Annotated in this window: 17 protein-coding genes and 1 pseudogene; 10 read left to right on the forward strand and 8 right to left on the reverse strand. The window is 59.6% G+C overall.

Going from position 1 to position 13,858, the window contains the following annotated elements; translation table 11 throughout:
• Positions 1 to 53: 53 nt before the first annotated feature.
• Positions 54 to 476: an NUDIX domain-containing protein gene (locus OIM99_RS15065; RefSeq protein WP_311851241.1), complete on the reverse strand. Its 423-nt coding sequence runs from the start codon at positions 474 to 476 to the stop codon at positions 54 to 56.
• Positions 477 to 485: 9 nt separating this feature from the next.
• The gene (locus OIM99_RS15070; protein WP_311851242.1) at positions 486 to 1,121 is read right to left on the reverse strand and encodes a TetR/AcrR family transcriptional regulator; all 636 of its coding nucleotides are present in this window, start codon (positions 1,119 to 1,121) and stop codon (positions 486 to 488) included.
• Positions 1,122 to 1,195: 74 nt separating this feature from the next.
• Here OIM99_RS15070 and OIM99_RS15075 point away from each other — a divergent pair, with 74 nt between their 5' ends.
• From OIM99_RS15075 to OIM99_RS15095, 5 genes are all read left to right on the forward strand, one after another.
• On the forward strand, positions 1,196 to 1,816 hold the full coding sequence (locus OIM99_RS15075) for an NAD(P)H-dependent oxidoreductase (RefSeq protein ID WP_311851243.1): 621 nt from the start codon (positions 1,196 to 1,198) through the stop codon (positions 1,814 to 1,816).
• 154 nt (positions 1,817 to 1,970) lie between these two features.
• Entirely contained in the window at positions 1,971 to 3,512 is a 1,542-nt protein-coding gene (locus OIM99_RS15080; protein ID WP_311851244.1) for a helix-turn-helix transcriptional regulator, read from the forward strand.
• A 130-nt stretch (positions 3,513 to 3,642) separates the two neighbouring features.
• Positions 3,643 to 4,509: a sensor histidine kinase gene (locus OIM99_RS15085; protein WP_311851245.1), complete on the forward strand. Its 867-nt coding sequence runs from the start codon at positions 3,643 to 3,645 to the stop codon at positions 4,507 to 4,509.
• 83 nt (positions 4,510 to 4,592) lie between these two features.
• Positions 4,593 to 4,796, forward strand: a complete 204-nt coding sequence (locus OIM99_RS15090; protein WP_311851246.1) for a CsbD family protein — start codon at positions 4,593 to 4,595, stop codon at positions 4,794 to 4,796.
• Positions 4,797 to 4,890: 94 nt separating this feature from the next.
• Complete coding sequence (locus OIM99_RS15095) at positions 4,891 to 5,145, forward strand: GlsB/YeaQ/YmgE family stress response membrane protein (RefSeq protein ID WP_311851247.1); 255 nt, start codon at positions 4,891 to 4,893, stop codon at positions 5,143 to 5,145.
• 74 nt (positions 5,146 to 5,219) lie between these two features.
• Here OIM99_RS15095 and OIM99_RS15100 read toward each other — a convergent pair whose 3' ends face one another.
• Together OIM99_RS15100 and OIM99_RS15105 are read right to left on the reverse strand one after the other, a co-directional pair.
• On the reverse strand, positions 5,220 to 5,612 hold the full coding sequence (locus OIM99_RS15100) for a PRC-barrel domain-containing protein (protein WP_311851248.1): 393 nt from the start codon (positions 5,610 to 5,612) through the stop codon (positions 5,220 to 5,222).
• A 114-nt stretch (positions 5,613 to 5,726) separates the two neighbouring features.
• Positions 5,727 to 6,638: an SDR family oxidoreductase gene (locus OIM99_RS15105; protein WP_311851249.1), complete on the reverse strand. Its 912-nt coding sequence runs from the start codon at positions 6,636 to 6,638 to the stop codon at positions 5,727 to 5,729.
• 113 nt (positions 6,639 to 6,751) lie between these two features.
• Here OIM99_RS15105 and OIM99_RS15110 point away from each other — a divergent pair, with 113 nt between their 5' ends.
• Positions 6,752 to 7,723, forward strand: coding sequence for an AraC family transcriptional regulator (locus tag OIM99_RS15110; RefSeq protein ID WP_311851250.1), 972 nt, complete (start codon positions 6,752 to 6,754; stop codon positions 7,721 to 7,723).
• Between the two features lie 110 nt (positions 7,724 to 7,833).
• Positions 7,834 to 8,271 carry an organic hydroperoxide resistance protein gene (locus OIM99_RS15115; RefSeq protein WP_311851251.1) on the forward strand — a complete coding sequence of 146 codons (438 nt, stop codon included), beginning with the start codon at positions 7,834 to 7,836 and terminating at the stop codon, positions 8,269 to 8,271.
• 8 nt (positions 8,272 to 8,279) lie between these two features.
• On the opposite strand, the gene OIM99_RS15120 is transcribed toward OIM99_RS15115, so the two are convergent.
• Together OIM99_RS15120 and OIM99_RS15125 are read right to left on the reverse strand one after the other, a co-directional pair.
• Entirely contained in the window at positions 8,280 to 8,609 is a 330-nt protein-coding gene (locus tag OIM99_RS15120) for a TfoX/Sxy family protein (protein ID WP_311851252.1), read from the reverse strand.
• 72 nt (positions 8,610 to 8,681) lie between these two features.
• Positions 8,682 to 9,038, reverse strand: a complete 357-nt coding sequence (locus OIM99_RS15125; protein WP_311851253.1) for a dihydrofolate reductase family protein — start codon at positions 9,036 to 9,038, stop codon at positions 8,682 to 8,684.
• A gap of 65 nt (positions 9,039 to 9,103) precedes the next feature.
• Here OIM99_RS15125 and OIM99_RS15130 point away from each other — a divergent pair.
• Positions 9,104 to 9,424, forward strand: a pseudogene (locus OIM99_RS15130) (LysR substrate-binding domain-containing protein); the annotation flags it as partial.
• A gap of 49 nt (positions 9,425 to 9,473) precedes the next feature.
• Here the strand turns inward: OIM99_RS15130 and OIM99_RS15135 are convergent.
• Positions 9,474 to 9,932, reverse strand: coding sequence for a carboxymuconolactone decarboxylase family protein (locus OIM99_RS15135; protein WP_311851254.1), 459 nt, complete (start codon positions 9,930 to 9,932; stop codon positions 9,474 to 9,476).
• A 113-nt stretch (positions 9,933 to 10,045) separates the two neighbouring features.
• On the opposite strand from OIM99_RS15135, the gene OIM99_RS15140 reads away from it, so the two are divergent.
• A complete protein-coding gene (locus tag OIM99_RS15140) occupies positions 10,046 to 10,912 on the forward strand; it encodes a sigma-70 family RNA polymerase sigma factor (RefSeq protein ID WP_311851255.1) in 867 nt (288 codons plus the stop codon).
• Between the two features lie 3 nt (positions 10,913 to 10,915).
• Here OIM99_RS15140 and OIM99_RS15145 read toward each other — a convergent pair whose 3' ends face one another.
• The gene (locus OIM99_RS15145) at positions 10,916 to 12,070 is read right to left on the reverse strand and encodes a GGDEF domain-containing protein (protein WP_311851256.1); all 1,155 of its coding nucleotides are present in this window, start codon (positions 12,068 to 12,070) and stop codon (positions 10,916 to 10,918) included.
• A 747-nt stretch (positions 12,071 to 12,817) separates the two neighbouring features.
• On the opposite strand from OIM99_RS15145, the gene OIM99_RS15150 reads away from it, so the two are divergent.
• Positions 12,818 to 13,837 (forward strand): septal ring lytic transglycosylase RlpA family protein, encoded by a 1,020-nt coding sequence (locus OIM99_RS15150; protein WP_311851257.1) that lies wholly within the window; start codon positions 12,818 to 12,820, stop codon positions 13,835 to 13,837.
• The last annotated feature ends 21 nt before the right edge of the window (positions 13,838 to 13,858 follow it).

Below are 13,858 nucleotides of genomic sequence, written 5' to 3' on the forward strand. Positions count from 1 at the left end.
TATCCTGCGCCTTCGGCGTGCGATGCGCGCGATGACTTTGGAGCGTGAATTCTTCAGTGCTCGTTTGTCTGGCGCGGCAGCCGCAGAACATGGTCGCGCGTCAGCGGTGCGAGGATAGGGATCTCGGGTGCCGATGGACTGAGCCAGATCAGCTCCTCAATCTCGGCGGCGGGCGCCACCTGATCATCGAGAAACAGCTCGAACAAATCGGCCCGCACCTTATGTCCAGGTTCGTTCGCCGCGTCGGCCTCGAAGCACCCGAGAAATTTCGCTTCGCCGGCCTCGACTGCCAACCCAAGTTCTTCCAAGAGCTCCCGCTGCAACGCGGTAAGGGATGTTTCGCCGCTTTCGATCTTTCCGCCGGCTTGCATGAACGCGGTCGTTCCACGCTTACGCACCAACAGGAAACGGCCTTGCCCGTCGCGAATGACGGCGGCCGCGATCCGCACGATCAGGGGAGCAGAATCAGAAGACATAAGCCCAACCTAACACTCGGATGTTCTCGGAGACCTGCTTCTCATCGCCATCGCGACGATGGTTGCAAACAACTCGTCCTTTGCTTGCGTCGGCGTAACCTCTTTCAACGCAGCCGCATAAGAAAGAGCTTCGGCCGCACCCAGCATGGCCCAGAGCGCGGCGGATGCAATGCCGTTGGCGCCGGCAAACGGCGCCAGGATCGTGCGGCACTTCTCGATGAAAGCGATATGATAATCGCGCTTGATCTTTTCGAGATCCGGCGAGCCGGCAAGCGCCGCCAGCACACCGGGCATTTCGCGCCCTTGCAGGAGCACACAGTCGACATAAGATGATGCGATGACCCGCGCTTTATCTTTCAAGGTCGATTTGCTGGCCGCAAGCGCGCTGTCCATGACCGCGGTCTGACGCACATCATAATCCTGGTAGAGTGCCACCAGAAGGCCGTCGCGAGTGCCAAAGTGATCGTAGACGAGGGGTTTGGTCACTCCAGCCTGCTCCGCCAACCGGCCAAGTGTCAGCGCATCAGTGCCTTCCGTCCGGATCAACCGCCAAGACACCTCTAAAAGCTGATGATGCCGGTCGTCCCGCGCCAAACGACGGCGAGGAGAGGGTGGGGCGGATCGTTTGGTGGTGGGGCTTGACATTTAATATACCAATAGTAACTTACTAAAAGTATATAATCATCGTTTTCGCCAATCAACCCATCCCACGGCTAAACATGCACGCGCTTATCGTTGTTTCCCACCCTAAACCCAACTCGCTGACTCATGCCGTCGCCGCCGAAGTGGCCGCCGGCATATCCGCATCCGATCCCATCCATTCGTTCGAAATCGCCGATCTGGCGACTGAAGGGTTCAATCCGAGCTTCTCGGCAGCCGATATCGCCGCTCATCTCAGGGAAGCGGCACCGCCCGCTGACGTTCTTGCCGAACAAGCAAGGATCGCGCGCGCCGATGCACTCGTCCTGGTCTATCCCGTCTACTGGTGGTCGATGCCGGGACTGCTAAAAGGATGGATCGATCGCGTTTTCACCAATGGCTGGGCCTATGACGATAGTTCCAATCGCGATGTCGAAAAGAAGCTGAGCCATCTGCCGATTCATCTGGTCGCCATTGGAGGCGCCAGCCTGCGCACCTATGCCAGGCGCGGTTATTTCGGCGCGATGCGCACGCAGATTGATCACGGCATTTTCGACTATTGCGGTGCACCGGTCCGAACGTCCGAACTTCTTGTGCCAACAGACGCGTCGGGCGCTGCGCGCTCGCATCTCGACGTGGCTCACGCCATCGGGCGACGTCTGTTTGACGTGAACGGGCCTGCAGCCCGCAGCGCCGCCTAACTGCTCTGCGGAACAATGGATTGATTTATATCATTTATTTCCTTTTCCACGCATTCGCGCAGAAAAAGACGGAACTTCGCTCTGGGTCGCTTCATTGGTTTCGCATAACCCTCGTTTGTTGCAAGACTAGGGTAGGCACAAACGAGACGCGTCAATGACAAACCAGGTTCCGGATGAGGCTGTTTTGCAGCAACAGGTAGATCGTCGTCAGTTGCAGGAGATCATTTCGGGGCTTGGGGAAGGCATATTGCTGATTGACCCAAGCGACGGCCTCGTTTGGGCCAATGACAAGGCCCTTGCGCTTCACAATGTCGATGGCCTCGCCGATCTCGGCGAAACGCCGGCCGACTATCGCAAGCGCTTCCTGCTGAAATATCGCAACAACCACGTCGTCGCCGACAACCAGTATCCCATCGACAGATTGTTGGCGGGCGATGTCTTTCACGATGTCGTGGTCGAGGTCACCAGAAAGGACGCGCGCAAAGACGACGAGGGCTGGCGCAGCATCCAGCAATTGCGCGGCATCATGCTGGCGGATGGCAAGGGCAAGCCGGAATCCTATGTTCTGGTGATCGAGGACGTCACAGAGCGTTTCACGGCGGAAGAACGTTTCGAAAAAACGTTCGGAACCAACCCGGCTCCGGCCATCATCTGCCGTCTCGCCGATCTGCGCTACGTCAAGGTCAACCAGGGCTTCCTTGAGATGCTGGGCTATGCGCGCGACGATGTCATCGGTCGCTCAGTCTATGAGATCGACGTCCTGGAGAATGCCGCCACGAAGGATACGGCTATCGCCGCCCTGCGCGATGGGCGCACCATTCCGCAAACCGAAGCCAGCATTCGTCTGCCCGCAGGCGGATCGAAACTGGTCATCGTGGCCGGACAGCCCATCGAGATCGGCGAAGAAGCCTGCATGCTTTTCACCTTCATGGATCTGGAGCCTCGTCGCAAAGCCGAGGAAGCCCTTCGGCAAAGTGAGGAGCGTTTTGCCCGATCCTTCCGCCTGACACCGGTCCCGACCGTTCTGACCGCCCATGACGGTCTGCGCATTCTCGATGCGAACGATGCCTTCTTCTCCGTATTCGGTTTCGTCGAAGAAGAGGTGATCGGAAAAACTTTGCCTGAAGTGCCCTTATGGACATCCGAGACGTCCCGGCACAGCCTGGAACGGGATATCGACAAGAGCGGCAGCCTGCGTAATGTCGAAACCCAAACGCTCACCAAGCACGAGGAAATCCTGGATTGCCTGGTTTCGGCTGAAGCCGTGACCATACAGGGCCGAGAATGCGTATTGATCGTCTTTCAGGACATCACGGAGAGAAAGCAGACCGAGGTCGAGTTGATCGCCGCCCTCGAGGCTGTGATGAAGGACACCTCCTGGTTCAGCCGGACCGTCATCGAAAAACTCGCCAATCTGCGCCGTCCTGGCCGAGGGACCAAGGTCCAGTCCACGGAATTGGCATCCATGACCCCGCGTGAACTCGAGGTGCTCGGGCTGATGTGCCAGGGACTCAGCGATGCGGAAATCACCAGGAAACTGAAGCTGACGCGCAACACGGTACGCAACCACGTGGCGCGCATCTACAACAAGGCTGACGTCCATAGCCGAACGGCTGCGGTGGTGTGGGCGCGTGAACGTGGTTTTGTCGGCGCGCCAGAGAAAAATCCCGGCCGCTCAAAGCCTTCTAAATCCTGATGCAAATGTATCAGATGGACCTGATGCATCTGGCTCTGGTCCATTCCGCTCCGGTCGCCTAGGTTCCAGTCATCGGTACCTGCTGCAATCAGGGGTTCGATCTCCTCATGTCTGTTGAAGGAAATAGGCAATGGATCGGATCGCATCGCGGCTACAGCCGTCTCAAGAATTTGATGCCACGACGCCCATCGATACTGTCGGCAGTTCGCAGGTCGGCATCTTCGATCGGGCAGGTGGGATGGAGAAGAATCGAGACCTCAATTCGCGTAAGCAATCGCAGTACGAGGAGACCGAACGGAGTTTAAGAAAAGCCATCGAAGAGGAGCGGCAAGCCAGGCAAAATGCCGAGCGGCTTCTGGCGGAAAAGGAAGAGCTTCTGGCGCGCAACGACGTGTTCATGCGCGAGGTCGATCACCGAGTGAAGAATTCACTCCAGATCGTTGCCAGCATGCTCGGCTTTCAAGCGCGTCACGTCCAGGAACCCGCCGCCGCGACCGCACTTGAAGAAGCGCTTCAACGGGTTCTTGCGATTGCTTCCGTTCACGAGCAGCTCTTTCGTATCGGCAATCTTGAACAGATCGATATGAAGGTTTTCTTGACCGGTCTCTGCAATGCACTCGCGACCAATCGGCCCGATAATGTGGAAGTTCTGACAGCTGATGTGGCGACGATCAAGATTCCTTCCCATTACGCCACCAAGATCGGATTGATCGTAACGGAGCTTGTGGTCAATTCATACAAACATGCTTTTCCAAACGACAAGCATGGACGCATCACCGTTTCCCTGATCGCACGCGATCACAGCCTGGAGCTTATCGTTGCCGACGATGGCATCGGCCTACCTGACAATTTCGTCATCAGCAGGCGACGCGGATTGGGCATGCGATTGATCAATTCGGTTCTCAGTCAATTGGGCGGCAGGCTTTCGACGATCGGCGGTCATGGCACGCGTTTCGTTATCAATTTCCCGCATATGCCGCCGACATCCGAGGTCTAGACTTGGCGATAAGGACGCGACCGGCGGGAACTTTATCAGTACTACATCGTTGAACTGATACAGGTCACGAATGGAGATATCTCATGAACTGGGAACAGATCAAAGGTAATTGGAACCAGGTTCGCGGCAAGGCCCAACAGCAATGGGGCAAGCTCACCAACGACGATCTTGATGTCATTCAAGGCAAGCAGACCGAGTTTCTCGGCCGTTTGCAGGAGCGTTACGGATACACCAAGGAGCAGGCGGAGAAAGAGATCGAAACCTGGTACTCCAAGATCGGCAAATAAGCTGATCTGAGAAAACAAAAAGGACCTGCACTTCGCAGGTCCTTTTTTCATCGCACAAGAAACGTTTCGAACACTAGAGTTGGGGAGATTCACAATGAACGAAGTACAAGTCGGATGGATCGCTGCGATCATCATCGGCGGCGTTGCAGGGTGGCTGGCTGAAATGTTCATGAAGAGCAATCAGGGCGTCCTCATGAACATCATTCTCGGCATCGTGGGCGCGGCGCTCGCGAACGCTCTTCTAGGTTTGCTGGGCGTGATCCTGACAGGCTGGCTCGGCTATCTGATCGCCGGTTTCATCGGCGCCTGCATCCTCATCGCCCTGGGGCGCATGTTGCGACGCGCATGATGCAGGAAGGATCGTGACAAAAAGAGGGGCTGTGTCGCCAAACACAGCCCCTCTCTTATTTAGAAATGCCGCAATTAACGTTTCCAACGGCCTTCATATTTGAACTCGGGCGCTGATTTCAATTCTTCCTTCGTGGCATTCATCACTGCCTGCCATTTCTTGTCGTTCTCGATATAGGTCACCTGAATCGATGTGGGGCTGACGGCAACATAGCGTTCGCCAAGGCCAAGAAAGCCACCCACGGAAACGATGTAACCTCTCAATTGATGATCGGAGAGAATCAAATCCTTGATCTCACCGATCTTCTCTTTCTGTTGGTTGTTGATGTTGAGACCAATGAGATTGTTGCTGAGAACATCGGTCGGTTGCGCCGAGAAGAATTCCGATTTCACGACGGCCGTTTGCGCCAAAGCAGCGGATGCGACGGTAACAAAAGCAAGAGAAAGAACGGATGTGCGAAACGACATGACTGATCTCCCGTAACGATCCTATCCAAATGATCGGAGGACATCTGTTCAATTCGTTTGCACGATCCCAGTTCCAGATTCGCTTGCTTTCGGTGCGATAAGTTTAATCGCAGCTCATGCTTCGAAGTAGCGCGGTCGATCGACATCGGCGATCAAGCCCGCTTGCGTCGGCAACCATCCCGTGGCCTCGCGTGTCCGTTCGCTCGAAGCCTTGTTGTCGATCGCGGCGAAATGCGCGAACCGACTAAAATGCTCGGCAGCTTCTTCGCGCGTCCTACTGACAACCGGCACGTTCAGGCGCCGGCCGATGACTTCGGCAATGTCGCGAAAGGGCACGCCTTCCTCGGCCACCGCATGATAGCGGGCACCTGCCACGCTTTTCTCGAGGGCGAGCTTATAGAGACGCGCCGCATCCAGCCGATGCACCGCAGGCCAAACGTTGCCACCATCGCCAATGTAGGCTGAGACACCTTTCTGGCGGGCAATGCCAATGAGGATTGGAACGAAACCATGATCGCCATCGCCGTGGACGGATGGTGGCAGACGGAGGACCGAGACACGCACGCCGCGTGAGGCCAACGATGACGCAGCTTCTTCCGTCGCCACGCGCGGGCTGGCATCGGGGCCGGTCGGAAATCCATCATCCTCGGTAACCGTCCGGTTCGACGGCAGGACACCAATTCCCGATGTGACGATCAACGGACGATCCGATCCGAGGAGTGCCGACCCGAGAGCTTCGATGGCATGGCGCTCCGTCTCGCAATTCTCCTTGAACCTTGCGAAATCTCGCGCGAGGAAATCATGGTTGAAGGCGGTATGGATCACACCGTCCGATGCTGCTGCGCCCGCCCGCAGGCTGGCGGGATCGTAAAGATCACCGCGATGCACCTGAGCGCCAGCGGCTGTCAGAGAGCGGGCCGCCGCGTCCGTGCGGGCGAGCCCGACAACCTGGTGGCCTGCCGAGAGCAGCTCCTGGATGACGGCGGAACCGACGAAGCCGGTCGCGCCGGTGACGAATACACGCATGGGATAGTCCTTCGCTTGAGGCAATCGAGCCCGTTGCCCTCAAGCTAGGGAGGGGCGATAATACGTTCCATGCTGTAACGTCCGCGTTACTTTCGCGATCGTCCGAAATGACCATGGATCCTCTTTCAGATGTGCTGTCGCTGCTGAAGCCGCGCAGCTATCTTTCCGCCGGCTTCGACGCCGCCGGCCCCTGGTCGGTCCAATTTCCCGACCAGCAGCGCGCCATCAAATGCGGTGCCGTGGTTTCCGGCCGGTGCTGGCTGCGGGTCGATGGCGTGGCCGACACGGTGCTTCTCGAAACCGGAGACTGTTTCCTGCTGCCGAGCGGACGACCCTTCCGCTTGGCGACGGACCTCGACTTGCCTCCCATGGACGCCGTCGGGATTTTCTCCAATGCGCGCAGCGGCAGCATCGTCACCTACAATGGCGGCGGCGACTTCCTGCTCGTCAGCAGCCGTTTCGCTCTCACGGGCGATCATGCCGACATTCTGCTGCGCATGCTGCCGCCGATCGTGCATATCCGCAGCGCGGCGGAACAATCGGCTTTGCGCTGGTCCGTCGAACGGATGATGCAGGAGATGCATGACCGGCAGGCCGGCGGGTTCCTCGTCATCCAACACCTCGCCCATATGATCTTACTGCAGGCTTTGCGATTGCATCTGACGGAACACGGGCAGGGCGGGGTCGGCTGGCTCTTCGCCTTGGCGGACCGGCAGATGAGCGCGGTGATCACGGCGATGCACGCCGATCCGGCCCACCCCTGGACGTTGCAGGAACTGGCACCCCTAGCCGGCATGTCACGCTCGACCTTCGCCCAGAAATTCAAGCAAAAGGTCGGGACATCGCCGATGGACTATCTGACCCGCTGGCGCATGCTGCTGGCGGGAGACAGGTTGCTGCACTCCGGCGATCCCGTCGCCAAAATCGCCGTGTCTCTCGGTTATGAATCCGAAAGCGCTTTCTCGACCGCCTTCAAGAAAATCATGGGCTGCTCGCCGCGCCAATATGGCCGCGGCCAGAAATCGCCCCTCGCCGGGCGGGAGACCCAGGCCATCGACCTCAGTCGGCTCGAAACCATCGATTAAGTGCCAAAACTCGCTTTTGTCATCGAAATTCCATGGGATTGCGGACACATGGAGCGACGGGCACAATCGGGCCGATACGACCTGTTGGGGGCCTTCTCAAGGAGTAAGCAATGGACACGATCAAGCCTCTTTTCACGGCGGTGGCGACGGCGACCGGTGGACGCAACGGCCATACCGAAGCCTCTGATGGCACCGTCAGCGCCGATCTGTCCGTTCCCAAGGCCATGGGCGGGCCGGGCAAGCCCGGCACCACGACGCCTGAACATCTCTTTGCCGCCGGCTATGCGGCTTGCTTTGGTGGCGCGCTCGACTTCGTCGCCAAGCAGCACAAGAAGGATGCCACCAAGGCGAAGATCACCGCTGAGGTCTCGATCGGACCGCGCGACGGTGGCGGCTTCGGCATCGCGGTGAAACTGCATGTGGAAGACCCGTCGCTCCCGCAAGCCGAGCTGGTCGCGCTTGCCAACGAAGCGCATGAGAAAATCTGTCCCTATTCGCATGCCACGCGCGGCAACGTCGACGTCCAGCTCGACGTGAAAGGCGGCTAAAACGACAGCTATTTCTTCGGCAATGATGTGACAAAGGCGAGGGCTGCATCGAGCAGCCTTCGCCGCAACTTGTCATTGCCGAATGCGGCGGGGCCGGCGCGCACCCAGCCGTGCATCGTCTTGCCGCGCGAGATCATTGGTACGATGTCAGGCGTCGCCAGCGCCCAGCCGTCATTGTCCTTGCCGAGCCGGGCCAGCATGCCGTCATCGCGGGCGCCGCAGAGCAGGTTGCCATGAAGCAGCCATGCTCGTCCGCCGAACATGGCTTTTTCCGTCAAGCCTCGCACGCTTGCGAGATCCTCCCGCAACAGTTCAGCCAGGCCTTCGTCCTGCGCCACCGTCCGCACCTTTCCGGTATGTTGGCCCAATAGAATGCTACGTCAGCCCGCAGGCACAAACCCCGCCGAAGCTTAGACGACATCATATCGCAGATGAACCATATCGCCCGGCAACCGTTCGACCGATTGAAGACTTAACCGGCGCGGTGCGCCGGCCGCACGATCGAAAGTCGTCGGAACGTTCATCGTGCCATCGGCCAGCAGCATGATCAGCAGGCTGATTTCATCGATCAATCCGGCGGACAGGAAACTGCCATTGATCCCGCCGCCACCTTCGAGCAGCAGTCGCTCGATGCCGAACTCCTCCGCGAGCACGCTCAACGCCCGCGCCAGATCGATCTGCGTTCGTCCGGCGAAAATGTAGGAGATGCCATCACGGCGCAGCTCGGCCAGATGATCGTCCGACACGCTTTCGCTTAAGACGGCCACGAGATGATCGCCATTCACCGCACTGATGTTGAGATGCAGTTTGCCGCCGCCATCAATGGCGATACTGCATCAATCTGCGCCTGCCGACCTATGGCGGCATTTATGTCTGGGAATTCGAAAAAGACAGGCATGAACTGAAAGTGCGGGTCGACGGACAATTGATCTTCAACAACATCGGCTTGCGCGTGAATGCCGCGCTTGCCGGCCTAGGCCTGGCCTATCTGCCGGAAGATCATATCCACAATCTACTTGCGGCCGGACGGCTTATCACGGTGCTTGACGACTGGTGCCCGCCGTTTCCGGGCTATCACCTCTATTACCCAAGCCGCCGGCAATCCTCGCCGGCTTTCGCGCTACTGGTCGACAAACTGCGCTACAGGGGCTGATCCGCTCTCCGGAACGGGAGAGCGGATCAACATCCTTCAATATCCAACTTCAATGTCCAAGAGCGCCGGCTTCCTGTCGCACGGCAGCGTTGAGCCGGTTCCAGACATTGATCACGCCGATCGTCAGGATCAGCGCCGACAACGCCCTTTCGTCATAATGGCGCGTCGCATCGGCCCAGATGTCGTCAGGCACCGGATCGCCTTTGTCGGCAACGCGCGTGACGGCCTCGGTAAGATCGAGCGCCGCGCGTTCAGCATCGCTGAACCAGGGCGTGTCGCGCCAGGCGGCAACTGCGAAGATACGGTCTTCGTTCTGGCCGAGTTTTTTCAATTCGCGGGCGTGCATATGAACGCAAACGCTGCAACCGTTGATCTGGCTGGCCCGCAGATGGACGAGTTCGCGAGTCACCTCCGGCAAGCCTTCCTGATGGGTCGCCTTGCTGAGCGCGAGCATCGCCTGCATCGCATCGGGCAGCACGAAAACAGGATGGGTCATGCGTGCTTTCATGATAATTCTCCTCAAAAGTTCAATCTCTTGACGCCGGTGCCCAGCCTGTCTGTCACATCGGCCGGGTGTCGTTCGTCATGGTCTTGACGGAACCGGCAAGGGAAACGTGACCGATGACGGAAGAAAATTTTCTCGCCCAGCAATTCGACCAGAAGCGCGGCCATCTGCGCGCCGTCGCCTATCGCATGCTGGGTTCGCTGCCCGAGGCGGAAGACGCGGTGCAGGAGACCTGGCTGCGGCTGGCCCGCAGCGATACAGGCGACGTCGACAATCTCGGCGGCTGGCTGACCACCGCGGTGGCGCGGGTCTGTCTCGACATGCTGCGCCAGCGCAAGGCGCGCCGGGAAGAAGCCTTCGACGACGGCCCAGAGCCGGCCGCGTCCGGCGCCAGCGTCGATCCGGATCAGGAAATGGCCATGGCCGATGCGGTCGGGCTGGCCTTGATGGTGGTGCTGGAAAAGCTGGCGCCGGCCGAGCGCATCGCCTTCGTCTTGCACGACATGTTCGACATTTCCTTCGACGATATCGCGCCGATCGTGCAGCGCTCACCGGTCGCCGCGCGGCAATTGGCGAGTCGAGCCCGCCGCCGCGTCCAAGGCACCGAGGAATCTCGAACGACGGACCGGACGCGACAGCGCCAAGTCGTCGAAGCCTTTTTAGCCGCCTCGCGCGGCGGCGATTTTGCCGGCCTGCTCGCCGTGCTCGCTCCCGACGTCGCGTTTCATGCCGACCCTGTCGCGGCGCGCCTCGATGCAGTGGCCGAGCTGCGCGGCGCCCAACAGGTCGCCACCGCCTTCAAGGGCCGCGCCCGCAGCGCCTTTCCCGCGCTCATCAATGGCACCGTCGGCGCTCTGGTGGCGCCGAGGGGCAAGCTGCTGGTCGTTTTGGCGATTACCGTGGAGGAGGGACGTATCGTCGGCATCGAGGCGATCGCCGATCCGCAACGGCTCGCGACGCTCGACGTGCGCCTGCTGAAATGAGGCTCACGCCGCCAGTTCGACCCGGTTTCGGCCTTCCTGTTTGGCGCGATAGAGCGCCTTGTCGGCGCGGCGCATGATGTCGGCAAAGCTGCGGTCGTCGGACTGGCGCACGGCGACGCCAACGGAAACGGTGATTGGAACGGTCGTGGCCGCGAAATTGAACGGGTCGGCGGCGACAGACAGGCGCAAGCGCTCGGCTGCCATCTCCGCCTCACGCAGATCAAGATCGTTGAGGAGAACCACGAATTCCTCGCCACCGGAGCGTGCGACCAGATCGATCTTGCGGGTTCCCGCCTGCAAGCGACCGGCGACATGGACGAGTGCCTTATCGCCGAACTCGTGACCATAAGTGTCGTTGATCGTCTTGAAGGCGTCGATGTCCAGAACGGCGACCGCAAGCCTGCGGCTGCGTTCCGCAGCCAGCTTGAACTGTCCGGCGCCGGTTTCGGTGAGTGTGCGGCGATTGGCAAGGCCGGTCAGATAGTCGGTCGAGGCGGCACGCTCCCACTGGCGGCGGATCTGGTCGGAACACATCAAGACGAAGGCGGTGGCGCCGACCACCGGCAGGACGGTCATGAACAGAGGCGTCGCCAGATTCATCCAGCTCGAATTGTCGGTGATCCTGAAATCCGACTCCATCGGCAGGAAAATGTAGAAGAGCATCCGCGCGACGGTGAAGCCGACAGCGGCGATCAGAATGCCCGTCAGCATTCTCCGGCTCGAGGCCGTATCCCGATGGGCGAGCAAAACCCGAACCGCGGCCACCATGAGCCAGATCCAAGCCAGCGCGACGACGATGATCCGTATTTTGGTATTTGGGTGAATGGCCGAGAACCAGAACACCGTGAAGGTTCCGATGAACACGGGCACCAGATCGATGAGCTTTGGCTGCAACCCGTAGAACCGGCGCAGCGCCCACACATAGGCGACGAGGCCAAATAGGAACGCGCTGTTAGCGACCGTCACTGTTAGCGGCAGCGGCATCAGCCATTCGAAGGCGAAAAAAATGCAGCCGAAGGCGACGAGCAGAGTACCGGCCTGCCAGCTTAATGCGGCGGGACGCAGATTCACCGGCAGATCGCGATGAAGCAGGCCGAGAACGCTGCCGTTCGCGAGCATCATCACGGAGACAATGATGAAAGCCGTGGTTGAATCCATGTTGACCGGAAAGCCTTCGCCCTCGATCCCTTGAATGTCGTGGTCGCCGGTTAAGATTCCGGGCGCGTTGTGGAGTGTGAGGCTTAGTCGACGCGGGTCTGGTACAGCTTCCCTTTGGTCGTGTCACGCCATGGCCGGACTAAACGACCGCTTTGTCTGCGAAAATACGTTGGCGGGACCATTACTGCGGCATGTGCGAACGCATTTCGGGAATCAGCCGTCAGGACCGATCCGAACAGAGAGCAGGGCGACAACCTGGCTTTTCCCGTTCGAGACCAAGGCGCTTAGCCGGAAAAATACAATCGGCTATAAACAAGGTTAATATTATATTTTACATATGGTTATGAAGATAAATTGGAGTAAAACATCAACAATTGAGCGCTGCGACACCCCGTGAGCCGCAATTCCGTCCTATTTCACCGGACATTCGCGGGATATACATACTGAAGCTGAGATTTGGTTGAACAGCCCATCGGGCAGAGGACTGACGCAGGGGATTTAGGGGCATTGCGATTTAAATCTTCTGTAACCTCAACAGGCAATAAACCCACTCGGGTGTATTTGAACCAATGGCGCGATGGCGTTACCATCATCACCGGGACTATCCGGACTCGCTTCAATTGGTTTGCACGCCCGCTGTGGCTTTCGAGTGATGCGTACTGCCCGATGACAGATAAGCACCGCGTGAGCGGCGACGATTTCATTGTGCCTGCAGGCACCTCCGGCCGCCGTTCCGCCGGACGTTGTATGACAGGCCTTGCCTTGCTCCTGGCCGCTGCGACCATTGCCGGTTGCGCCCAGCAGCCGTCCGGCGGCGGCGTGCGCCGCAGTGCCACCAAGGAATATTTCCCCGAAGGCCGCTATGGTCGCGCCAGCGCCCGCGTGGTAGCCGACGGAGAAGCGGTGCCACGTGGCGGCGGACAGTATCTCGTTGGCCGCGCCTATACGATCGCCGGCCGTCGCTATGTGCCGCGCGAAATGGCGCCAGGCCAAAGCCAGGTCGGCATGGCCTCGTGGTATGGCGACGCTTTCCACGGCCGCAAGACCGCCAATGGCGAAGTCTATGATATGAGTTCGGTTTCGGCCGCTCATCCGACCATGCCGCTGCCGAGCTATGCCCGCGTCACCAATACGCGCAACGGCCGCTCCATCATCGTGCGCGTCAATGATCGCGGCCCGTTCCACGCCGGCCGCGTCATGGACGTGTCGAAACGGGTGGCCGACGCCCTCGATTTCCGCCGCGCCGGCACCGGCCAGGTCAAGGTGGACTATCTCGGTCCTGCCGGTCTTGGCGGTTCCGACGACCAAATCCTGATCGCGACGCTCACCGACGACGGTCGTCCGGCGAGCCTGCCGGGCATGCCGACGGCGGCACCGACGACGATGATTGCTCAGGCGGAACCGACTCCGACGCCGGTCGCCTATGCGCCGCCGCCCCGTCCGGCCCCCGCGCCAGTTCCCGAGGAAGCACCGCGCGCTGTCACCGTCGTGACCACGTCGTCACCCCGGTCCGAAGCGCCGCAGAACAGTACGCCCTTGCCATCGACGTCGCCCCTGCCGCCGTCACGGCCCTTCGATCTGGGCACGATCCCCGGCGCCGACGTGCCGATTGTCGCGACCAAACGGCTCCAGAGCGCCAGCAACGCGACCTTCTTCGCGCCGCCCTCGAAAGTTACCTCGACCCTGATCAAGCGGCACCCCTTTGACAATGTCGATACCCGTGGCTTGCAGTCTCTGATCAACCGCGAAACCCGCTCGGGTCGTTGATTTTCAAGGCCTGAGGGCGCA

The organism is Methylocella sp. CPCC 101449 (assembly GCF_031921685.1).
In the GTDB taxonomy this organism is placed as follows: domain Bacteria; phylum Pseudomonadota; class Alphaproteobacteria; order Rhizobiales; family Beijerinckiaceae; genus Terripilifer.

Excerpts from the sequence above, each read along its gene's own strand:
- OIM99_RS15065 (WP_311851241.1), bottom strand. The coding sequence starts at position 476 with ATGTCTTCTGATTCTGCTCCCCTGATCGTGCGGATCGCGGCCGCCGTC.
- OIM99_RS15070 (WP_311851242.1), bottom strand. The coding sequence starts at position 1,121 with ATGTCAAGCCCCACCACCAAACGATCCGCCCCACCCTCTCCTCGCCGT.
- OIM99_RS15075 (WP_311851243.1), top strand. The coding sequence starts at position 1,196 with ATGCACGCGCTTATCGTTGTTTCCCACCCTAAACCCAACTCGCTGACT.
- OIM99_RS15080 (WP_311851244.1), top strand. The coding sequence starts at position 1,971 with ATGACAAACCAGGTTCCGGATGAGGCTGTTTTGCAGCAACAGGTAGAT.
- OIM99_RS15085 (WP_311851245.1), top strand. The coding sequence starts at position 3,643 with ATGGATCGGATCGCATCGCGGCTACAGCCGTCTCAAGAATTTGATGCC.
- OIM99_RS15090 (WP_311851246.1), top strand. The coding sequence starts at position 4,593 with ATGAACTGGGAACAGATCAAAGGTAATTGGAACCAGGTTCGCGGCAAG.
- OIM99_RS15095 (WP_311851247.1), top strand. The coding sequence starts at position 4,891 with ATGAACGAAGTACAAGTCGGATGGATCGCTGCGATCATCATCGGCGGC.
- OIM99_RS15100 (WP_311851248.1), bottom strand. The coding sequence starts at position 5,612 with ATGTCGTTTCGCACATCCGTTCTTTCTCTTGCTTTTGTTACCGTCGCA.
- OIM99_RS15105 (WP_311851249.1), bottom strand. The coding sequence starts at position 6,638 with ATGCGTGTATTCGTCACCGGCGCGACCGGCTTCGTCGGTTCCGCCGTC.
- OIM99_RS15110 (WP_311851250.1), top strand. The coding sequence starts at position 6,752 with ATGGATCCTCTTTCAGATGTGCTGTCGCTGCTGAAGCCGCGCAGCTAT.
- OIM99_RS15115 (WP_311851251.1), top strand. The coding sequence starts at position 7,834 with ATGGACACGATCAAGCCTCTTTTCACGGCGGTGGCGACGGCGACCGGT.
- OIM99_RS15135 (WP_311851254.1), bottom strand. The coding sequence starts at position 9,932 with ATGAAAGCACGCATGACCCATCCTGTTTTCGTGCTGCCCGATGCGATG.
- OIM99_RS15140 (WP_311851255.1), top strand. The coding sequence starts at position 10,046 with ATGACGGAAGAAAATTTTCTCGCCCAGCAATTCGACCAGAAGCGCGGC.
- OIM99_RS15145 (WP_311851256.1), bottom strand. The coding sequence starts at position 12,070 with ATGGATTCAACCACGGCTTTCATCATTGTCTCCGTGATGATGCTCGCG.
- OIM99_RS15150 (WP_311851257.1), top strand. The coding sequence starts at position 12,818 with ATGACAGGCCTTGCCTTGCTCCTGGCCGCTGCGACCATTGCCGGTTGC.